Annotated in this window: 25 protein-coding genes; 23 read left to right on the forward strand and 2 right to left on the reverse strand. The window is 65.3% G+C overall.

Annotation, left to right across the window (positions count from 1 at the left end; genetic code table 11):
• From mftG to AC5Y2L_RS07800, 14 genes are all read left to right on the forward strand, one after another.
• Window positions 1-1428, forward strand: a 1428-nt coding sequence (gene mftG, locus AC5Y2L_RS07735) for a mycofactocin dehydrogenase MftG (protein ID WP_499943738.1), incomplete at its 5' end; no start/stop codon positions are given.
• Between the two features lie 760 nt (window positions 1429-2188).
• Window positions 2189-2494, forward strand: coding sequence for a 30S ribosomal protein S10 (gene rpsJ, locus AC5Y2L_RS07740; protein ID WP_003873519.1), 306 nt, complete (start codon window positions 2189-2191; stop codon window positions 2492-2494).
• 15 nt (window positions 2495-2509) lie between these two features.
• Complete coding sequence (gene rplC / locus AC5Y2L_RS07745; RefSeq protein WP_499933831.1) at window positions 2510-3160, forward strand: 50S ribosomal protein L3; 651 nt, start codon at window positions 2510-2512, stop codon at window positions 3158-3160.
• Window positions 3160-3825, forward strand: a complete 666-nt coding sequence (gene rplD, locus AC5Y2L_RS07750) for a 50S ribosomal protein L4 (RefSeq protein WP_499933830.1) — start codon at window positions 3160-3162, stop codon at window positions 3823-3825. The genes rplC and rplD overlap by 1 nt, the downstream gene beginning before the upstream one ends.
• Window positions 3825-4127, forward strand: coding sequence for a 50S ribosomal protein L23 (gene rplW / locus AC5Y2L_RS07755; protein ID WP_499933828.1), 303 nt, complete (start codon window positions 3825-3827; stop codon window positions 4125-4127). Before rplD ends, rplW begins: the two co-directional genes overlap by 1 nt.
• Window positions 4128-4152: 25 nt before the next feature.
• Window positions 4153-4995, forward strand: coding sequence for a 50S ribosomal protein L2 (rplB, locus tag AC5Y2L_RS07760; RefSeq protein ID WP_499933827.1), 843 nt, complete (start codon window positions 4153-4155; stop codon window positions 4993-4995).
• 9 nt (window positions 4996-5004) lie between these two features.
• Window positions 5005-5286 carry a 30S ribosomal protein S19 gene (rpsS, locus tag AC5Y2L_RS07765; protein ID WP_003925848.1) on the forward strand — a complete coding sequence of 94 codons (282 nt, stop codon included), beginning with the start codon at window positions 5005-5007 and terminating at the stop codon, window positions 5284-5286.
• Complete coding sequence (rplV, locus tag AC5Y2L_RS07770) at window positions 5283-5852, forward strand: 50S ribosomal protein L22 (RefSeq protein WP_499933826.1); 570 nt, start codon at window positions 5283-5285, stop codon at window positions 5850-5852. The genes rpsS and rplV overlap by 4 nt, the downstream gene beginning before the upstream one ends.
• Entirely contained in the window at window positions 5852-6679 is an 828-nt protein-coding gene (gene rpsC / locus AC5Y2L_RS07775; RefSeq protein ID WP_499933824.1) for a 30S ribosomal protein S3, read from the forward strand. Before rplV ends, rpsC begins: the two co-directional genes overlap by 1 nt.
• A gap of 3 nt (window positions 6680-6682) precedes the next feature.
• The gene (gene rplP / locus AC5Y2L_RS07780) at window positions 6683-7099 is read left to right on the forward strand and encodes a 50S ribosomal protein L16 (RefSeq protein ID WP_067241947.1); all 417 of its coding nucleotides are present in this window, start codon (window positions 6683-6685) and stop codon (window positions 7097-7099) included.
• Entirely contained in the window at window positions 7099-7350 is a 252-nt protein-coding gene (gene rpmC / locus AC5Y2L_RS07785) for a 50S ribosomal protein L29 (RefSeq protein ID WP_499933821.1), read from the forward strand. Before rplP ends, rpmC begins: the two co-directional genes overlap by 1 nt.
• Window positions 7347-7772, forward strand: a complete 426-nt coding sequence (gene rpsQ, locus AC5Y2L_RS07790; protein WP_499933820.1) for a 30S ribosomal protein S17 — start codon at window positions 7347-7349, stop codon at window positions 7770-7772. Before rpmC ends, rpsQ begins: the two co-directional genes overlap by 4 nt.
• A 241-nt stretch (window positions 7773-8013) precedes the next feature.
• The gene (locus AC5Y2L_RS07795) at window positions 8014-10371 is read left to right on the forward strand and encodes an arylsulfatase (RefSeq protein WP_499933819.1); all 2358 of its coding nucleotides are present in this window, start codon (window positions 8014-8016) and stop codon (window positions 10369-10371) included.
• A gap of 90 nt (window positions 10372-10461) precedes the next feature.
• Window positions 10462-11382 (forward strand): DUF4436 domain-containing protein, encoded by a 921-nt coding sequence (locus AC5Y2L_RS07800; RefSeq protein ID WP_499933817.1) that lies wholly within the window; start codon window positions 10462-10464, stop codon window positions 11380-11382.
• 9 nt (window positions 11383-11391) lie between these two features.
• Here the strand turns inward: AC5Y2L_RS07800 and pstS are convergent, their stop codons facing one another.
• Window positions 11392-12522, reverse strand: coding sequence for a phosphate ABC transporter substrate-binding protein PstS (pstS, locus tag AC5Y2L_RS07805; RefSeq protein WP_499933816.1), 1131 nt, complete (start codon window positions 12520-12522; stop codon window positions 11392-11394).
• 238 nt (window positions 12523-12760) lie between these two features.
• Between pstS and AC5Y2L_RS07810 the strand changes: the two genes are divergently transcribed.
• From AC5Y2L_RS07810 to AC5Y2L_RS07825, 4 genes are all read left to right on the forward strand, one after another.
• Window positions 12761-13705 carry a DUF4436 domain-containing protein gene (locus AC5Y2L_RS07810; RefSeq protein ID WP_499933815.1) on the forward strand — a complete coding sequence of 315 codons (945 nt, stop codon included), beginning with the start codon at window positions 12761-12763 and terminating at the stop codon, window positions 13703-13705.
• Window positions 13706-13726: 21 nt separating this feature from the next.
• Entirely contained in the window at window positions 13727-14614 is an 888-nt protein-coding gene (locus AC5Y2L_RS07815; RefSeq protein WP_499933813.1) for a formylglycine-generating enzyme family protein, read from the forward strand.
• A gap of 230 nt (window positions 14615-14844) precedes the next feature.
• Window positions 14845-15747: a DUF4436 domain-containing protein gene (locus AC5Y2L_RS07820; RefSeq protein ID WP_499933812.1), complete on the forward strand. Its 903-nt coding sequence runs from the start codon at window positions 14845-14847 to the stop codon at window positions 15745-15747.
• A gap of 45 nt (window positions 15748-15792) precedes the next feature.
• Window positions 15793-17301 carry an HNH endonuclease signature motif containing protein gene (locus AC5Y2L_RS07825; RefSeq protein ID WP_499933810.1) on the forward strand — a complete coding sequence of 503 codons (1509 nt, stop codon included), beginning with the start codon at window positions 15793-15795 and terminating at the stop codon, window positions 17299-17301.
• Window positions 17302-17317: 16 nt separating this feature from the next.
• Here the strand turns inward: AC5Y2L_RS07825 and AC5Y2L_RS07830 are convergent, their stop codons facing one another.
• The gene (locus tag AC5Y2L_RS07830; protein ID WP_499933809.1) at window positions 17318-18625 is read right to left on the reverse strand and encodes an adenylate/guanylate cyclase domain-containing protein; all 1308 of its coding nucleotides are present in this window, start codon (window positions 18623-18625) and stop codon (window positions 17318-17320) included.
• Window positions 18626-18821: 196 nt separating this feature from the next.
• On the opposite strand from AC5Y2L_RS07830, the gene rplN reads away from it, so the two are divergent.
• From rplN to rpsH, 5 genes are read left to right on the forward strand one after another with little or no spacing between them, the layout of a single operon-like run.
• Window positions 18822-19190: a 50S ribosomal protein L14 gene (gene rplN, locus AC5Y2L_RS07835; protein WP_003403649.1), complete on the forward strand. Its 369-nt coding sequence runs from the start codon at window positions 18822-18824 to the stop codon at window positions 19188-19190.
• A complete protein-coding gene (rplX, locus tag AC5Y2L_RS07840) occupies window positions 19191-19508 on the forward strand; it encodes a 50S ribosomal protein L24 (RefSeq protein WP_325614890.1) in 318 nt (105 codons plus the stop codon).
• On the forward strand, window positions 19508-20071 hold the full coding sequence (gene rplE / locus AC5Y2L_RS07845; RefSeq protein ID WP_499933807.1) for a 50S ribosomal protein L5: 564 nt from the start codon (window positions 19508-19510) through the stop codon (window positions 20069-20071). Before rplX ends, rplE begins: the two co-directional genes overlap by 1 nt.
• Before the next feature lie 3 nt (window positions 20072-20074).
• Window positions 20075-20260, forward strand: coding sequence for a type Z 30S ribosomal protein S14 (locus AC5Y2L_RS07850; RefSeq protein ID WP_067235436.1), 186 nt, complete (start codon window positions 20075-20077; stop codon window positions 20258-20260).
• 21 nt (window positions 20261-20281) lie between these two features.
• Window positions 20282-20680 (forward strand): 30S ribosomal protein S8, encoded by a 399-nt coding sequence (gene rpsH / locus AC5Y2L_RS07855; RefSeq protein ID WP_085198153.1) that lies wholly within the window; start codon window positions 20282-20284, stop codon window positions 20678-20680.
• Window positions 20681-20682 lie beyond the last annotated feature (2 nt).

The following is a 20682-nucleotide window of genomic DNA, read 5'->3' on the forward strand; positions in this document are numbered from 1 at the left end:
ATCCCGCACAGCAATGTATTGATCATCGGCGCGGGGAGTGCTGGATCCGTTGTCGCCGAGCGGCTTTCCGCCGACCGCCGGTGCGACGTGACCGTGCTGGAGGCCGGACCGGGACTGGACGATCCCGGGTTGTTGGCTCAGGCCGCAAACGGGCTGCAGCTTCCGATCGGAGTCCGCAGCCCGCTGGTCCAGCGCTACCTGACCAAGCTCACCGATAGACCCGATCACCGGCTGCCCATCGTGCGCGGAGCGACGGTCGGCGGTTCCGGCGCGGTCAACGGCGGGTACTTTTGCCGTGCGCTGACCCGCGACTTCGACCGCACCGAGATTCCCGGCTGGGCGTGGTCCGACGTCCTCGAGCACTTCCGGGCTATCGAGACGGACCTCGATTTCGATACCCCCGCTCATGGCCGCTGCGGCCCCATCCGGGTTCGCCGAACCCGCGAGATGACTGGTGCCACTGAGGCTTTCGTAGCCGCCACTCAGCGCGCGGGGTTTCCGTGGATCACCGACCTCAACGATGTCGGCCCAGAGCTGCCTTCGGGTGTGGGGGCAGTCCCGCTCAACATCGTCGACGGCGTGCGGACCAGCTCGGCGGCGGGCTACTTGATTCCCGCGCTCAGCCGGCCCAACCTGACCCTGCTCGCGCGAACACGGGCTGTGCGGCTGCGGTTTTCCGGGGCCACGGCTGTGGGGGTCGACGCCCTCGCCCCTAATGGTCCCATCACCTTGACCGCCGATCGAATTGTGCTGTGCGCCGGTGCGATTCAATCGGCGCAGCTGCTCATGCTCTCGGGCGTCGGGCCAGAGGCGATGCTGCGGGCGGCGGGTGTCGAGGTGGTCGCCGCGTTGCCCGTCGGGGTGCACTGCAGTGACCACCCGGAGTGGGTGATGCCCACCAACTGGGCGGTGGCTGTGGATCGGCCGGTGCTGGAGGTCGTGCTCACCACTACGGACGGCATCGAAATCCGGCCCTATACTGGCGGTTTCGTCGCGATGACCGGCGACGGCACCGCGGGACACCGGGACTGGCCGCACATCGGGGTGGCGCTGATGCAGCCGCGCTCACGCGGGCGCATCATCCTGGTCTCGGCGGATCCCGGCGTGCCGCCGCGGATCGAGCACCGCTACGATAGCGAGCCCGCCGATGTCGCGTTGCTTCGTCAGGGCAGCGAATTGGCCCGCGAACTATGCAGCGCTGCAACGCATATCGGTCCCGCGGTATGGTCGACGTCGCAACATCTGTGCGGCAGTGCCCCCATGGGTGGCGATGCTGACGAGCACGCCGTCGTCGATCATCGGTGCCGGGTCCGCGGCATCGAAAACCTCTGGGTGATAGACGGTTCCGTGCTGCCGGTGGTTCCCAGCCGCGGTCCGCACGCGACGATCGTGATGTTGGCGCACCGCGCGGCCGAATTCGTCCGTTGAGATCGCGTGTCGGGGCGTTTGGTGTGAGGGTATGGCTTTCGTTGTGAAGCTGTGGCTTTGGGGGTGCACGTAGGGCGGAAAAATGGCGCGAGTCCATCCGTCGGTCCACACCGAACGCCGTCGGTTCACAATGAAAGCCGTCGGTTCACACCCGGAAGGCCTCAGCGCCGCGGCAAGGTGCCTTCGCACGCACCATCCCACATCGCGACCTGGCGCGGGGACTTCGATGCACCGTCAACCGGAGCTCAGCCGTGTCCGTTCGCCGAGACTTTACGCACTGCGGGCCCACCTGGCGTGTCGCCGCAGCGTCGCGGGACGACGTGAAGGCCAATCAGCACCCGCTGCCAGATGCCGGGCCGATGCCGGCAACCAGGGCCGCTGACCAGCACTTTTCAGGGTCGGGTAACCTCGACGGCACGCCGGGGTGCCGCCCCCGCTGCCGAGGCAGCCGGAAATTTGGCCGCGACCGCGATCTGAGGCATACTGTTCAGGTTGCCCTGCGCCAGGTTTGCGCCTGGTCGGGCATACGACCAGCGCCCACAACGGGCGCGTCCGGTCCCCACCTTGGAGCGCGACCAAATTTGGCCGCGAACGAGGCTGCGTGCGGGTGACACGCCCGAGCGCGGGGGCCGGTGGACCACGACAGGTAAACAGCGGCGCAGTAACCGGCGCGACGCTGGACCGGCCCCGGCCGATTCGGCGCGCTGGGAAGCACCAGGTCCGGACACGGGCCTCAAGTTGGAGTGAGGGTAGGAGAAGCGTGGCGGGACAGAAGATCCGCATCAGGCTCAAGGCCTACGACCATGAGGCTATTGACGCGTCGGCGCGCAAGATCGTCGAAACTGTCGTCCGCACTGGTGCCAGCGTCGTAGGGCCGGTGCCGTTGCCGACCGAGAAAAACGTGTACTGCGTCATCCGCTCTCCGCATAAGTACAAGGACTCGCGCGAGCACTTCGAAATGCGGACACACAAGCGGTTGATCGACATCCTTGATCCCACGCCGAAGACCGTTGACGCCCTCATGCGCATCGATCTTCCGGCCAGTGTCGACGTCAACATCCAGTAGGAGCTCGGCAGACTTATGGCGAGAAAAGGCATTTTGGGAACCAAGCTGGGCATGACGCAGGTGTTCGACGAGAACAACCGGGTCGTCCCGGTGACCGTGGTCAAGGCCGGGCCCAACGTGGTAACCCGCATCCGCACTCCGGAGCGCGACGGATACAGCGCGGTTCAATTGGCTTACGGCGAGATCAGCCCGCGCAAGGTCAACAAGCCGGTGACCGGTCAGTACGCCGCCGCCGGGGTCAACCCGCGCCGGTACCTGGCCGAGCTGCGATTGGACAACTCGGACGCGGCCGAATACGAGGTCGGCCAGGAGCTGACGGCCGAGATCTTCGCCGACGGCACCTACGTCGACGTGACCGGCACCTCCAAGGGCAAGGGCTACGCCGGAACCATGAAGCGGCACGGCTTCCGCGGCCAGGGCGCCAGCCACGGCGCCCAGGCGGTGCATCGCCGCCCGGGCTCCATTGGCGGCTGCGCCACCCCCGCACGGGTGTTCAAGGGCACCCGGATGTCGGGCCGGATGGGTAACGACCGGGTGACCGTGCAGAACCTGTTGGTGCACAAGGTCGATCCGGAGAACGGCGTGCTGTTGATCAAGGGCGCGGTCCCCGGCCGCACCGGTGGACTGGTCATGGTCCGCTCCGCGATCAAGCGAGGTGAGAAGTAATGGCTGCCATCAAGATTGACGTCAAGACTCCGGATGGCAAGAAGAGCGGTTCCGTGGAATTGCCGGCCGAGCTGTTCGACGCCCCGGCGAACATCGCGCTGATGCACCAGGTCGTCGTCGCCCAGCGGGCCGCAGCTCGGCAAGGCACGCACTCGACCAAGACCCGCGGCGAGGTCAGCGGCGGTGGCCGTAAGCCCTATCGGCAGAAGGGGACCGGCCGCGCGCGGCAAGGCTCCACGCGGGCGCCGCAGTTCACCGGCGGTGGCACCGTGCACGGTCCCAAGCCGCGCGACTACAGCCAGCGCACGCCGAAGAAGATGATCGCCGCCGCGTTGCGCGGTGCGTTGTCCGACCGGGCGCGCAACGGGCGCATCCACGCGGTCACCGAGCTGGTGGCGGGCCAGACCCCGTCCACCAAGAGCGCCAAGGCTTTTCTGAGCACGCTGACCGAGCGCAAGCAGGTCCTGGTGGTCATCGGACGCAGCGACGAGACCGGCGCCAAGAGCGTGCGCAACCTGCCCGGCGTGCACATCCTGGCGCCCGACCAGCTCAACACCTACGACGTGTTGCACGCCGACGACGTGATCTTCAGCGTCGAGGCCTTGAACGCCTACATCGCGGCAAACACGGCCAAAACGGCTACCACCGAGGAGGTTTCGGCCTGATGGCGACCATCGCTGACCCCCGCGACATCATCCTGGCCCCGGTTATCTCGGAGAAGTCTTACGGCCTGCTCGACGACAACGTCTACACCTTTATGGTTCACCCCGACTCGAACAAGACACAGATCAAGATCGCCGTCGAGAAGATCTTCTCCGTCAAGGTCGCGTCGGTGAACACCGCCAACCGCCAGGGCAAGCGCAAGCGCACCAGGACCGGATACGGCAAGCGCAAGAGCACCAAGCGTGCCATCGTCACCCTGGCGCCGGGCAGCAAGCCGATCGACCTGTTCGGAGCACCGGCCTAGCCGAGAGAGAAAGACCTGATTAGACATGGCAATTCGGAAGTACAAGCCGACCACTCCCGGTCGTCGCGGCGCCAGCGTGTCCGACTTCGCCGAGATCACCCGGTCACACCCGGAGAAGTCATTGGTGCGCCCGCTGCACAGCAAGGGTGGGCGAAATGCGCACGGCCGCATCACCACCCGTCACCAGGGCGGTGGTCACAAGCGGGCGTACCGGGTCATCGACTTCCGCCGCAACGACAAAGACGGCGTCAACGCCAAGGTCGCGCACATCGAGTACGACCCGAACCGCACCGCCAATATTGCGCTGCTGCACTACCTGGACGGTGAGAAGCGCTACATCATTGCGCCGCAGGGGCTTTCGCAGGGCGATGTGGTCGAGTCGGGCCCCAACGCGGACATCAAGCCGGGCAACAACCTGCCGATGCGCAACATTCCGGCCGGCACGCTGATCCACGCGGTGGAGCTGCGGCCGGGCGGTGGCGCCAAGCTCGCCCGTTCGGCCGGCTCGAGCATCCAGCTGCTCGGCAAGGAGGGCAGCTACGCCTCGCTGCGGATGCCCAGCGGCGAGATCCGCCGAGTGGACGTGCGCTGCCGCGCCACGGTCGGAACCGTGGGCAACGCCGAGCAGGCGAACATCAACTGGGGCAAGGCCGGTCGGATGCGGTGGAAGGGCAAGCGCCCGTCGGTCCGCGGTGTCGTGATGAACCCGGTCGACCACCCGCACGGCGGTGGCGAGGGCAAGACCTCCGGTGGTCGTCACCCGGTCAGCCCGTGGGGCAAGCCCGAGGGCCGTACCCGCCATCCGAACAAGCAGAGCAACAAGCTCATCGTCCGACGCCGGCGCACCGGCAAGAAGCACTCGCGTTAAGGATCAACCATGCCACGCAGCCTGAAGAAGGGCCCGTTCGTCGACGACCATCTGCTCAAGAAGGTCGACGCGCAGAACGAGAAGAACACCAAGCAGGTGATCAAGACCTGGTCGCGGCGGTCCACCATCATTCCGGACTTCATCGGCCACACCTTTGCGGTGCACGACGGGCGCAAGCATGTGCCGGTGTTCGTCACCGAGGCCATGGTGGGTCACAAACTCGGTGAATTCGCCCCCACGCGCACCTTCAAGGGACACATCAAGGACGACCGAAAGAGCAAGCGGCGATGACGACGACTACCGAATACCCCTCGGCGACCGCCAAAGCGCGGTTCGTCCGGGTGTCGCCGAGAAAGGCGCGCCGGGTGATCGACCTGGTGCGGGGCAGGTCGGTGGAGGACGCGCTCGACATCCTCCGCTGGGCGCCGCAGGCCGCCAGTGAGCCGGTCGCCAAGGTGATCGCCAGCGCCGCCGCCAACGCCCAGAACAACAACGGACTGGATCCCAGCACCTTGGTGGTGGCCACGGTGTACGCCGACGAGGGTCCTACCGCCAAGCGCATCCGTCCGCGGGCCCAGGGGCGCGCGTTCCGGATTCGCAGGCGCACCAGCCACATCACGGTGATCGTGGAGAGCCGTCCGAGTAAGGACCAGCGGTCCTCGAAGTCGTCGCGCGCCCGGCGCGCCGAGGGCAGCAAGGCCGCCGCGAAAGCACCCGCGAAGAAGGCGACGAAATCCCCGGCCAACAAGGCACCCGCGAAAAAGGCGGCTACCAAGGAGCCCGCAAAGAAGGCGCCTGCGAAGAAGGCACCCGAAAAGGCTGCTGAGGCTTCGGAACCGAAGGGAGGCTCAGACTAGTGGGCCAGAAGATCAATCCGCACGGCTTCCGGCTGGGCATCACCACCGACTGGAAGTCGCGGTGGTACGCCGACAAGCAGTACGCCGAGTACGTCAAGGAAGACGTCGCGATCCGCCGGCTGTTGTCCACTGGCCTGGAGCGCGCGGGTATCGCCGACGTGGAGATCGAGCGCACCCGCGACCGAGTCCGGGTGGACATCCACACCGCGCGTCCCGGGATCGTCATCGGCCGTCGGGGCACCGAGGCCGACCGGATCCGCGCGGACCTGGAGAAGCTGACCGGCAAGCAGGTCCAGCTCAACATCCTGGAAGTGAAAAACCCGGAGTCGCAAGCACAATTGGTGGCCCAGGGCGTCGCCGAGCAGCTGAGCAACCGGGTGGCGTTCCGCCGCGCGATGCGTAAGGCCATCCAGTCGGCCATGCGTCAGCCCAACGTCAAGGGCATCAGGGTGCAGTGCTCCGGTCGCCTCGGCGGCGCGGAGATGAGCCGCTCGGAGTTCTACCGTGAGGGGCGGGTGCCGCTGCACACGCTGCGCGCCGACATCGACTACGGCCTCTACGAGGCCAAGACCACCTTCGGCCGGATCGGCGTGAAGGTGTGGATCTACAAGGGCGACATCGTCGGCGGCAAGCGGGAATTGGCCGCGGCTCCGCCGGCCGGTGCCGACCGTCCGCGCCGCGAACGCCCATCGGGCACGCGTCCGCGCCGCAGTGGCGCCTCGGGCACCACCGCGACCAGTACCGAGGCCGGACGGGCAGCGGGTGGCGAAGAGTCCGCACCGTCGGATGGTGCGCCTGCCCTCGAACCGCAGAGCACGGAGAGCTGAATCATGTTGATTCCCCGCAAGGTTAAACACCGAAAGCAACACCATCCCCGCCAGCGCGGCATCGCCAGCGGTGGCACGTCGGTCAACTTCGGTGACTACGGCATCCAGGCCCTCGAGCACGCCTACGTCACCAACCGGCAGATCGAGTCCGCCCGTATCGCGATCAACCGGCACATCAAGCGTGGCGGAAAGGTGTGGATCAACATCTTCCCGGACCGCCCGTTGACCAAGAAGCCCGCCGAGACCCGGATGGGCTCGGGTAAGGGCTCGCCGGAGTGGTGGGTGGTCAACGTCAAGCCCGGCCGAGTGCTGTTCGAGCTCAGCTACCCCAACGAGCAGACCGCTCGCGCGGCGCTGACCCGGGCGATCCACAAGTTGCCGATCAAGGCACGCATCGTGACCCGAGAGGAGCAGTTCTGATGGCAGTGGGAGTTTCCCCTGGCGAACTGCGTGAGCTCACCGACGAGGAGCTGACTGAGCGCCTGCGGGAATCCAAGGCGGAGCTGTTCAACCTGCGCTTCCAGTTGGCGACCGGCCAGCTCAACAACAACCGCCGGCTTCGCGTCGTGCGTCAGGAAATCGCGCGTGTCTACACCGTGCTGCGTGAACGAGAACTGGGTCTGGCATCTGGACCCGATGGTCCCGACGGGCCCGATGGTAAGGAATCGTGATGGCAGAAGCTAAGACCCCCGCCAAGCGGAGCTCATCCGCAGCGGCCAAGGCCGCGCCGGCGAAGGCCGCAGCGAAGAAGGCTGCGCCCAAGGACGCCGCCGTCAAGGACGCTGCGCACGACGTCGCGCCGAAAGGCAAGGGCCCCAGGCACACTCCGGCCACGCCGAAGCCACGCGGCCGCCGTAAGACTCGCATCGGCTACGTGGTGAGCGACAAGATGCAGAAGACCATCGTCGTCGAGCTGGAAGACCGCATGCGTCACCCGCTGTACGGCAAGATCATCCGAACCACCAAGAAGGTCAAGGCGCACGACGAGAACAGCTCCGCCGGTATCGGCGACCGCGTCTCGCTGATGGAGACCCGTCCGCTGTCGGCGACCAAGCGCTGGCGACTGGTCGAGATTCTGGAGAAGGCCAAGTAAGCTCCCGCCCGCGGCTGGATTTCATTGTGAAGCCGTGGCTTTGAGTGTGCGGCCTGGGCGGAGAAATCGCGATTTCTCGACCCTACGTTCACGCCCAAAGCCGTGGCTTCACACCCAACGCCGTGGCTTCACCCGCGACGTCCGTGGGCGGATGCGGCCGCCGCGGCAGATTCTCACGTAATTGCTACTTGACGCGTGTATTGTCCACGGACATTCGGTAAGCGCGTCAAGGGAGTAAGTCATGACTGGGTCGACCGAGTTTCAAGGCAAAATCGAGCTGGATATTCGCGACTCGGTTGCCGATTGGGGCCCATACGCGGCACCAACCGCCCCGGAGAATTCGCCCAACATCCTTTATCTGGTGTGGGACGACACCGGCATCGCCACCTGGGACTGCTTCGGCGGGCTGGTCCAGATGCCCGCGATGACGCGGATCGCCGAGCGCGGTGTGCGCCTGACGCAGTTCCACACCACCGCGCTGTGTTCACCGACCCGGGCGTCGCTGCTCACGGGTCGCAATGCGACGACCGTCGGCATGGCCACCATCGAAGAGTTCACCGACGGCTTCCCCAACTGCAATGGCCGGATTCCGGCCGACACCGCGCTGCTTTCGGAGGTGCTCGCCGAACGCGGCTACAACACCTACTGCGTCGGCAAGTGGCACCTGACGCCGCTCGAAGAATCCAGCATGGCGTCGACGAAACGGCATTGGCCGACCTCCCGCGGCTTCGAACGTTTCTACGGCTTCATGGGCGGCGAGACCGACCAGTGGTATCCCGACCTGGTGTACGACAACCACCCGGTAAACCCGCCCGGCACACCGGAAGACGGCTATCACCTGTCGAAGGACATCGCCGACAAGACAATCGAATTCATTCGTGACGCCAAGGTGATTGCCCCCGACAAGCCCTGGTTCAGCTACGTGTGTCCCGGCGCCGGGCACGCTCCGCATCACGTCTTCAAAGAGTGGGCCGACAAATACGCCGGCAAGTTCGACATGGGCTACGAACGCTACCGCGAGATCGTGCTGGAAAAGCAGAAGTCGATGGGCATCGTGCCGCCGGACACCGAATTGTCGCCGATCAACCCGTATCTCGACGTGACCGGACCCACCGGCGAGCCGTGGCCGCTGCAGGACACGGTACGGCCGTGGGACTCCCTCAACGACGAGGAGAAAAAACTCTTCAACCGGATGGCCGAGGTCTTCGCCGGCTTCCTGAGCTACACCGACGCCCAGATCGGCCGCATTTTGGACTATCTCGAGGAGTCCGGCCAACTGGACAACACCATCATCGTGGTGATCTCCGACAACGGTGCCAGCGGTGAAGGCGGCCCGAACGGGTCGGTCAACGAGGGCAAGTTCTTCAACGGTTACATCGACACCGTCGAAGAGAGCATGAAGCTCTTCGACCATTTGGGCGGGCCGGAAACCTACAACCACTACCCAATCGGATGGGCGATGGCCTTCAACACGCCCTACAAGCTCTACAAGCGCTACGCCTCGCACGAAGGAGGCATCGCCGACACGGCAATCATCTCCTGGCCCAACGGTATTGCGGCCCACGGAGCGGTGCGGGACAACTACGTCAACGTCAGCGACATCACCCCCACCATCTACGACCTACTGAACATGACGCCACCGGAAACCGTCAAAGGTATCGCGCAGAAGCCACTCGACGGCGTGAGTTTCAAAGCGGCCCTTGCGGATCCCGCTGCCGACACGGGCAAGAAGACCCAGTTCTACACCATGCTGGGCACCCGCGGGATCTGGCATGACGGCTGGTTCGCCAACACCGTGCACGCCGCCACCCCCGCGGGTTGGTCGCACTTCGACCAGGACCGCTGGGAGCTCTACCACATCGCCGGGGACCGCAGCCAATGCCATGACCTGGCCGCGAAGCACCCCGACAAACTCGACGAGCTCAAGGCCCTGTGGTTCTCCGAGGCCGCCAAGTACAACGGGCTGCCGCTGGCCGACCTCAACATCATGGAAACCCTGATGCGGTCGCGGCCCTACCTGGCCGGCGAACGGGAAAGCTACGTCTACTATCCCGACTGCGCGGACGTCGGGATCGGTGCCGGCGCTGAGATCCGCGGCCGTTCGTTCGCCGTCCTGGCGGACGTGACCGTGGACACCACCGGCGCCGAAGGCGTGCTGTTCAAACAGGGTGGCGCGCACGGCGGGCACGTGCTCTTCATCCAGGACGGCCGCCTGCACTATGTCTACAACTTCTTCGGCGAACGCCAACAGCTGATTTCATCGAATGGGCCGATCCCGCTGGGCCGACACTTGTTCGGCGTCCGGTATTCGCGGACGGGCACCGTGCCCAACAGCCACACACCTCTGGGCGACCTGGCGCTGTACTTCGATCACAACGAGGTCGGCACGCTGGCCGGTGTGATGACGCACCCGGGAACGTTCGGATTGGCCGGCGCCGGCATCACCGTGGGGCGTAACGGCGGTTCGGGAGTGTCCAGCCGCTTCAAGGCGCCGTTCGCCTTTACCGGCGGCACCATCGCCCAGGTCACCATCGACCTGTCCGGGCGACCCTATCAGGACGTCGAATCACAACTAGCCCTTGCCTTTTCGCGAGATTGATCAGCCCGTCTCGTTTTTGCCCGAAAACGCTCACCGGTTGCTAACCTGACCCCCGAACCCACTCGGCCGCAACCGGAAAGGTGACCATCGATGTCGCATAGCCCATCCGCTACGCCTGCGCCGCAACCAAAGTCGCGCGGGGCGCGGGTGCTGACCGCGTTGGGGATCCTGCTGGCCATGGTCGTGGTGTACGTCCTGACGCTGATTGCGGTACATCTGCTGGCCCAGTCGGCGCCTGGGCTTCCTCCCGTGGACCTGAACAAGCTGGAGGCGGAGGACACGGTGGTGAAGGTGCACCTCGAGGAACTGAAACCCGTGGCGAATCGCCTCACGGTGAACGTGCAGGTGCTGCCGAAGGAATCGCTGATTGATCAAAACCTCAGGGTGCTGAACGTCGATGCGGCCGTCCGGCTGTATCCGGACAACGATCTGGGCGATCTGCAGTACCCGAAGGGAAAAGCGCCTGCACAAGTAAGCACCACCATCGAAGCCAATGGCGAGCCCGGTAACTGGCCATTCGATTCGTACACCACGCAGACGATCTCGGCCGACGTATTCACCGGGCCGGTCGATCACCGCGAAAGAGTCCCCGCACGCATCGAAGTCTTCGGGAAGCTGGACGGCTGGGACGTCAGTGTCAGGCGTGTGCACGACCCGGAAGACGCACCGGACGAAATGAGTGACGTCGTCATCTCCCTGCACCGATCCAAGGGGCCGCTGATCTTCGACCTAGGCATCTGCCTGGTGCTCGTCGCCCTGCCGACGTTGGCGTTATGGGTGGCCGTGCCGATGGCACTGGGCAGGACGACGTTCTTGCCGCCGTTCATAACCTGGTACGCCGCAATGCTGTTCGCCATCGTTCCGCTACGGAACCTCTTGCCGGGTTCGCCCCCACCTGGCTCCTGGATCGACCAAGCCGTCGTGTTGTGGGTGTTGATAGCGCTGACCGTGGCAATGACGATCTTCATCTACGCCTGGTGGCGACAACGGGATCGAAAGCGGAACACCTAGCGTCGGGGGTCATTCCGCCAGGATCGGGCCGCCGACAGCACCGATGGCGTCGACGGCGCTGGACACCCTTGCCTGGAAGCCGGGCGATAGCGGGATGTAACCGCTTCTGTTGAGGTCGATCTGGCCGGGGCCGATGGCGGCCTGCAGGAAAGCCTTGACGGCTTGTGCCTCGTCGGCCTTGGGATATTTCGAACAGACAATTTCGTAGGTAGCCAGGACGATCGGGTAGACATCGGGCTGGCTGGGGTTGTAGAACGACGAGATGTCAAGGACGAGGTCGTTGCCGGGGCCGACGATCTTGGCGCCGACGATGGTTTTCCCGACGGTGTCGGTGCCGATCCGTACCGGGCGCAAGGATCTGCGGCTGGCCGGGGTCTTGATCTCGGCGGCGAAAAGGCCTTGCTGCAACGCGTAAGACAATTCGTTGTAGCTGATCGCGCCCTCGGTGGATTTCACCAGCGCCGAGGTTCCGGCGTTGCCTTCGGCTCCGATGCCGACGCTCCCGTCGAACGTCTTGCCGGCGCCCTTGTTCCATACCCCGCCGGATGCGGCCTGCAGGTAGGACTGAAAGTTGTAGGTGGTGCCGGAGGCGTCGCTGCGGTAAATGACGCGGATGTCCTCGGCCGGCATGGACGCATTGAGTGCGGTGAGGGCGGGGTCGTCCCAACGTGTGATGGTGCCGTTGAAGATCTTGGCCAGGGTGGTCGCGTCCAGAACCAAAGTGTCGACGGCGCTGAGGTTGTAGGTGATGGCAAGTGGGCCGAACACAACGGGCAGGTTCCACGCGTCCGCGCCGCCACAACGCTGCTTGGCCGCGGCGTACTGGTCACCGTTGAGCGGGGTGTCGGAGCCAGCGAAATCGGTTTTGCCGGAGAGGAATTCGCTTATTCCGTTGCCCGAGCCGTTTGCGGTGTAGTTGAGTTTCTGCCCAGGGCAGGCTTTCGTGTAGGCGTTGATGAATCGGGTCATCGCGTTGGCCTGTGCGGTGGAGCCGCTGGCCGCCAAGACCTGTTTGCCGCCACAGTTGACCTTGGCGCCAGCGGTGTAGGCCAGGGTGGCGTGCGAGGCGCTGCATCCCGAGAGCACCATGGCGCCCGCCGCCAACAAGCTCGTGACCTGTCCCAATCGTTTGCGCTGCATGCTGATTGCCCCTTTGGCCGACGCGCCTCCGATGCCGACATTTACAGCCATGAAACTGACGGCCGGACAAACGTCAGGTGAACGGCACACGGAACTGGCATGTCCATAAGCCTGGCGCTATGCCCTAGATACCGCGAATTGCGACGCCAGGGGCCTGCCTTCGCTACCATCTGACCTCGTGCCGCCTCCCGCAGAGCGGGGTTTCAGACCTAGGACTGCGGCACGGAGTAGGTGACCGATGACCCATCACGCTCCGCCCGCATCCGAGCCGGCGCCGCCACCGACGCCGGAAACGTCACCGCCGCCGGAGGCGTCCAGTTCGCGAGGACGTCGCGCACTGATCGTTGCGGGCATCCTGGTGGCTTTCCTAGTCGTCTATGGGCTGTCGCTGTTCGGCGTGCACATGCTTGCCAAACCGGCCGGTTCGCTGCCACCGGTGGATGAGGAACCCTCCGACGAAACCGTCGTGTTGGTGCGTCTGGACAAGCTGGACACTGTGGCCAATCGCCTCACGGTGAAGGTGCTGGTGATCCCGCAGAAGTCGATATACAACAAAGACTTGCGGGTGTTGAACGCCGATACCTCGGTTCGCTTTTACCCGGACAACGAGCAGGGCGACCTGGTCTATCCGGCAGGAAAAGCGCCGGCAGTGGTGTCCACGACGTTTGAAGCGCATGGTGATCCCGGCAACTGGCCGTTCGACTCGTACACCACCGATACCTTCTCGGCGGACGTTCTCGTCGGGCAGGGCGACAACCGTCAATACAAACCCGCCCGGGTGGAAGTGACCGGGCATTTGGAGGGCTGGGACGTCAGCGTTCGTCGTCTGCATGACCCCGAGGACAAGGAAGACCCGAACAGCCTCGACAACGTCGTCGTCACGTTGCACCGGGCCAAGGGTCCGCTGGTCTTCGATCTGGGCATCTGTCTGGTGCTGTTCAGTCTGCCGGCGTTGGCATTCGCGGTAGCCATTCAGATCGCCCTGGGCCGAAGGAAATTCGTCCCGCCATTCGTGACGTGGTTCGCCGCGATGCTGTTCGCCGTCATTCCCATCCGCAACTTCCTGCCCGGTGCCCCGCCGCCGGGAGCGTGGATCGACCAGGCTCTGGTCCTGTGGGTACTGATCGGGCTGGTCGCGGCGATGGGCCTGTACATGGTCACCTGGTATCGGCAATCCGACTAGCGGGCGTCTTACCCTGAAGGGGTGCTCACTGAGCTGATCGAGTTGCCAGGCGGAACATTCCGCATGGGCTCGACGGATTTTTATCCGGAGGAGGCACCGGTTCACACCGTGACCGTGGGTCCTTTTGCGGTGGAGCAGCATCCGGTGACCAACGCGCAGTTCGCCGAATTCGTCGGCGCCACAGGCTATGTCACGGTTGCCGAACAACCCTTGGATCCAGCGCACTATCCGGGCGCCAACCCCGATGACCTATGTCCGGGTGCCATGGTGTTTCGCCCGACGGCCGGGCCGGTCGACTTGCGCAACTGGCGCCAGTGGTGGGACTGGGCGCCCGGCGCCAGTTGGCGCCATCCTTTCGGCCCGGACACCGACGTCGATGACAAGCCCGATCATCCGGTCGTGCAGGTGGCGTACCCCGACGCCGCGGCCTACGCGCGCTGGGCCGGACGACGGCTGCCGACCGAGGCCGAGTGGGAGTACGCGGCCTGGGGTGGATCGGCCGGGAATTCCTGGCCCTACCCCTGGGGCGCCGAGGCCCGCCCTGATGGCCGGCTGATGGCCAACACCTGGCAGGGCAGGTTTCCGTACCGCAACGACGGCGCGCTCGGCTGGATCGGGACCTCGCCGGTGGGGGCGTTTCCGCCCAACCGATTCGGTCTGGTCGACATGATCGGCAACGTGTGGGAGTGGACCGCCACCGAGTACTCGCCACGCCATCGGCTCGATCAGGCGCCCAAAGCCTGTTGCTCACCGTCGGGGCCCGCGGATCCGAGCGTCAACCAAACGTTGAAGGGCGGTTCGCATTTGTGCGCGCCGGAGTACTGCCATCGGTACCGCCCGGCAGCCCGCTCGCCGCAATCGCAGGACACCGCTACCACCCACATCGGGTTTCGCTGCGTGGCGGGCTAGCCGGGCGGCTCAGCAAACTCCTCAGCGCGTCTTGAGCGGCCTCGTGGCGTGGTGGCTCAGCCCCGCAAGTGAACGCCGGGTGCACAGCGGGTGACGATCACCTCTGAGCCGGTGTACGAGCGGATTTCAGCGCGCGGCCGACGTCGGCGTTCGTTAGCATCTGACGACGTGTCGCCTCGACATGGTCGCCCTCACCGGCTGGCCCGAGTCCGGTTCCAGCAAGGCTGCCGATGACCACCGAGACGGCTGGCAAGACGTCGCGGAAGCCGCGCATCGTGATTGGTATCGGCATTCTGGTGACGATTGGCATCGCCTACGCGCTGTCACTGGTCGGCGTTCACATGCTGCAGAGATCGGGGGCTCCGCTACCGCCCCTTGACCTGAGTCAGGGCGGCGGCGACGCCACCATCGTGCAACTGCGCGTCGAGGAGCTGAAACCGGTCGCGAATCGCCTCGCGGTGAATGTGCTTGTCTATCCCGGGGTTTCGGAGTACGACAACCGATTCGACGTGCTGGCCAACGACGTTGCCGTGCGGCTCTATCCGACAAGCGATCTCGGCGACCTGCACTACCCGAAAGGCAAAGCGCCGGTTCAACTCAGCACTACCGTCGAAGCGCATGGCGATCCGGGTAACTGGCCCTTCGACTCCTACCGCACCGAACCGATTTCCGCCGATGCGTTCGTCGGGACCGGCGACAACCGCAAGAAGGTCCCCGCCCGTGTCGAGGTCACCGGATCGCTGGATGGGTGGGAGATCAGCGTCAACAGGCTTCACGACGCGAGCGCGCTCCCGACATCGCGTGCCACCGATAACGGAGACGTGGTCATCACCTTGCGCAGGGCCAAGGGTCCGCTGGTCTTCGATTTGGGGATCTGCCTGGTATTGGTCACCCTGCCCACGTTGGCGCTGCTGGTCGCCGTTCCGATGGCCTTGGGCAGACGAAAGTTCTTGCCGCCCTTTGCCACGTGGTACGCCGCGAACCTGTTCGCCATCGTCCCGCTGCGCAACATCCTTCCCGGCGCGCCACCGCCCGGCTCGTGGATCGACCAGGCCATCGTGCAGTGGGTCCTGATCGCGCTGGTAACGGCGATGAGCCTGTACATCTTCGCCTGGGTGCGCCAAGGCGACTGACGAGGTGTCCGCATCTTGTCAGTAGAAGCTGATATAGTCGAACACATGTTCGATGAACCGGGTTCTGATCGGTCGCAGGCGGAGCTGTTCGCGGTCTTTGATGAGATCTTTGAGGGCGCGGTGTTGCGCACGCCGACGCCGGAATCGACGGCGTGGGTGCAGCGGGCCCACGCGGCGGTGCGCGCGGAGAACCGGGCCGCTGCGGCGCAGTTGGTGGCGATCGGGGAGTTGTTCGCTTACCGGTTGGCGCAGTCCTCGGAGACCGAGGAGTGGGCGATCGACACCGAGTCGGCGGTGGCCGCGGAGGTGGGTGCGGGGTTGCGGATCAGCCAAGGGCTCGCGGCCAGCCGGGTGCGCTACGCGCGGGCCATGCGCGAGCAACTGCCGAAGGTGGCCGAGGTATTTATCGCCGGGGACATTGATTTTCGGGCGTTTCAGACGATTGTGTATCGCACCGATTTGATCACCGACCCGCAGATCTTGGCCCGGGTGGATGAGCTGGTGGCGGCCAATGTGACACGGTGGCCGTCGATGACCACCGCGCGGTTGTCAGGCAAGGTGGATGCCATTGTGGCGCGCCTGGATGTTGATGCGGTGCGCCAGCGCACCCAGCAGCAGGGCGACCGGGAAATCTGGATCGGGGGAGACCACGACGGCATCGCTGAGATCGGCGGCAGCTTGTTCAGCACCGATGCCCACGCGGTGGATCAACGCTTGTCGGCGTTGGCGGCCACGGTGTGTGCCCATGATCCGCGCACCCACGCCCAGCGCCGCGCTGATGCGTTGGGCGCGTTGGCGGCCGGGGCGGATCGGTTGGGGTGTCGCTGCCGGCGCCCGGATTGCGCCGCCGGAGGGCGCCGCCCGGCTTCCCCGGTGGCCATCCACCTGATCGCCCCACCACCCGCCACCGATAGCAACGGCGGCACCGCGGGGTGGGAGGTCGGTGCCGACGGGCTGATCACCCCCGAACTGCTCGCCGAGTTGGCCGCCACGGCCAAAATGGTGCCGCTGATCCATCCCGGGGATGCCCCACCCGAACCCGGCTATGTGCCGTCGAAGGCGTTGGCCGATTTTGTGCGGTGTCGGGATCTGACCTGTCGCTGGCCGGGCTGTGATGTGCCGGCGATGCGCTGCGACATCGACCACACCATTCCGCACGCTCAAGGTGGGCCTACCCACGCGGGCAACCTCAAGTGCTACTGCCGCACCCACCATTTGGTCAAGTCCTTTTGGGGCTGGACGGAAAAACAACTGCCCGACGGCACGCTCATCCTGACCTCACCGGCCGGGCAGACCCATGTCACCACCCCGGGTAGTGCGTTGCTGTTCCCCAGCCTGTGCGCCGCGGTGGGTGGGATGCCCGCCGTCGAGACCGACGCCCCACCACCGCCACCGTGTCCCGACCGCTCGGCGATGATGCCCAAACGCCGCCGCACCCGCGCCAAGGAGCGCGCCTACCGGGTGGCCACCGAACGCGCCCACAACCGCGCCGCCCGCCACGCCGAAGCCGCCGCCGCCGGACCCGCCCCACCCGAGGAACCCCCACCCTTCTAACGGGCGGGCAAACGATTCACGCCGAGGCCACGGCGAACAGCCGCCACTGCCCGGGCACACCCTTGAGCTCATGCGCGCCGCGGTCTTCGAACCCCAGTCCCGAGCCGATCACCAGATCACGCAGCGTGCCAGACACCAACACCTCGTTGGGCCCGGCCAGCGCGCTCACCCGCGCGCCGATATGCACCGCGATGCCGCCGATATCCTCCCCGCGGACTTCGCACTCCCCGGTATGCAACCCCGCACGCACCTGGATACCCAACGCCTGCACCGCATCACGGACCGCCACCGCGCAGCGGATCGCCCGCTGCGGGCCGTCGAACATCGCCAAAAACCCATCACCGGAGGTGTTCACCTCACGGCCGCGAAACCGAGTCAACTGTGAGCGCACCACCGCGTCGTGCGCATCCAGCAACGCGCGCCAATCCCGATCCCCCAACTCCGCCGCCCGCCGCGTCGAATCCACGATGTCGGTGAACAACACCGTCGCCAGCACCCGATCATCGACCACCTCGGGCTGCTCACCGGTGAGAAACTCGGCGATCTCCTGGAACGACTGACGCCAGGGTTCGACGAAGTGAAAAACGTTGCGGCCCGGCAGCTCAACGTATTTCGCGCCCGATATCCGATCGGCGATGTACTTGCCCAACTCGGGCGGGATAAAAGCGTCGTCGGCGTGATGAAGGACCAGTGTCGGGACCCGGATCGTGGGAAGCAACGCCCGCACGTCCATTTCCTGCACCAGTGGCCGCATGCAAGCGAAGGCTGCTGGGCTTGCCGCCAGGCGTTCGTGGCGTGCCCATGTCGCCCGAATTTCCTCGTTCCAGGGCATGTCCAGATTCGCGAGATGCGCAAGCTTGCCAGTGCCCCACATAGCGAGCGCGGCCGCGGTGAGCTCGTCGGGTGTGGATCGATCGGTGCGTTCGACAAGCGGATCCGCATAACCCTCGAGCACAATTAGCGCCGTTGTGCGGGATGGGTATGTGGCGGCGAACAGCGCCGATTCGGCGAATGAGCCGTTCATCGCGATGAGGACCGCTTCGCTGCTGCCGAGGTCATCCAGCACGGCGGCAATGCTGTCCGCCCATAGTTCCAGGTTCGGCTCCCCGGGATCGGACACTCCCGTGCCCGGATGGTCGAAGAAGATGAATCGACCAAGCGAGGTCATCGCCTCGAGCCAGCCTTGGATTGAGGGCAGCTCGGTAAAGAACTCACAGTTCGTGAAGGGGTTGGAGACGAACACGATGTCCCGCTCGCCTTCACGGGACGCGCGATAGGCGACGCGCACGTCCCCGTTCATCGCGTAGCGCGTCTCGGCGAACATTGCGGAAGTCTAAGTCCCGAGGACGCAGATTTGGCTCTGAGCTGGCCTTCACCTAGACTCTAGGGGTTGCCTTGGGCAGACCTCGGCTGGTTGCGTGCAAGCGTTATCGGCCCCGCGTGCCCTTCGGCAAAGAAAGACCGCGCACGTCAGGTTCTGGTGGGCTGCCGTGCTCACGTCAACCAGGTCAGGAGATCTAGTGATTCAGCAGGAATCGCGGCTGAAGGTCGCCGACAACACCGGCGCCAAGGAGATCTTGTGCATCCGTGTGCTGGGTGGCTCGTCGCGGCGGTACGCGGGCATCGGTGACGTCATCGTCGCCACGGTCAAGGACGCCATCCCCGGCGGGAACGTCAAGCGTGGGGACGTCGTCAAGGCCGTCGTGGTGCGCACCGTCAAGGAGCGCAGGCGTCCCGACGGCAGCTACATCAAGTTCGACGAGAACGCCGCGGTGATCATCAAGCCGGACAACGACCCGCGCGGAACCCGCATCTTCGGGCCGGTCGGCCGCGAGCTGCGGGAGAAGCGATTCATGAAGATCATCTCGCTGGCCCCGGAGGTGCTGTAGATGAAGGTCCATAAGGGCGACACCGTGCTGGTCATCGCCGGCAAGGACAAGGGCGCCAAGGGCAAGGTGCTGCAGGCCTACCCGGACCGCAACCGGGTACTGGTCGAGGGCGTCAACCGAATCAAGAAGCACACCGCGGTCTCGACCACTCAGCGCGGCGCCCGGTCCGGTGGAATCGTTACGCAGGAAGCCCCGATCCACGTCTCCAACGTGATGGTCGTCGACTCGGACGGCAAGCCCACCCGAGTCGGTTACCGCGTGGACGAGGAGACCGGCAAGCGCGTCCGTATCTCCAAGCGCAATGGCAAGGACATCTGATGAGCACTGCAGAGAAAGTTCAGCCGCGCCTTAAAGCGCGCTACCGCAACGAGATTCGCGATGCCCTGCACAAGCAGTTCGGCTACGCCAACGTCATGCAGATCCCGACGGTGACCAAGGTCGTCGTCAACATGGGAGTCGGCGAAGCGGCCCGGGACGCCAAGCTGATCAACGGCGCCGTCAACGACCTGGCGCTGATCACCGGGCAGCGGCCGGAAATCCGTCGGGCGCGAAAGTCCATCGCGCAGTTCAAGTTACGTGAAGGCATGCCGATTGGCGTCCGAGTTACGCTGCGCGGCGACCGGATGTGGGAGTTCCTCGACCGCCTCACGTCGATCGCACTCCCGCGTATTCGTGACTTCCGCGGGCTCTCGCCCAAGCAGTTCGACGGTGTGGGCAACTACACCTTCGGCCTCAACGAGCAGTCGGTGTTCCACGAGATCGACGTGGACAAGATCGACCGGGTTCGCGGCATGGACATCAACGTCGTCACCTCGGCGACCAACGACGACGAAGGGCGAGCGCTGTTGCGGGCACTCGGCTTTCCGTTCAAGGAGAACTGAGCAATGGCTAAAAAGGCACTGGTCAACAAGGCCGCGAAGAAGCCCCGGTTCGCGGTGCGCGCCTACTCCCGCTGCAGCAAGTGCGGCCGCCCACGCGCGGTATACCGCAAGTTCGGGCTGTGCAGGATTTGCCTGCGCGAGATGGCGCATGCGGGCGAGCTGCCCGGCGTGCAGAAGAGCAGCTGGTGACAGGACACAGGGGCTAGACAAATGACGATGACGGATCCGATCGCAGACTTCTTGACCCGTCTGCGCAACGCCAACTCGGCGTACCACGACGAGGTGACGTTGCCGCACTCGAAGATCAAGGCCAACATCGCCGAGATCCTCAAGCGAGAGGGATACATCAGCGATTACCGCACCGAGGACGCTCGGGTGGGCAAGTCGCTGGTCATCCAGCTCAAGTACGGGCCGAGCCGTGAGCGCAGCATCGCCGGTCTGCGCCGGGTGTCCAAGCCGGGTTTGCGGGTGTACGCGAAATCCACGAACCTGCCGCGGGTGCTTGGCGGCCTGGGTGTGGCCATCATCTCGACCTCCTCGGGCCTGCTGACCGACCGTCAGGCAGCCAGACAGGGCGTGGGCGGCGAAGTCCTCGCATACGTGTGGTGAGG

This window comes from Mycobacterium sp. NGS66, assembly GCF_059812225.1.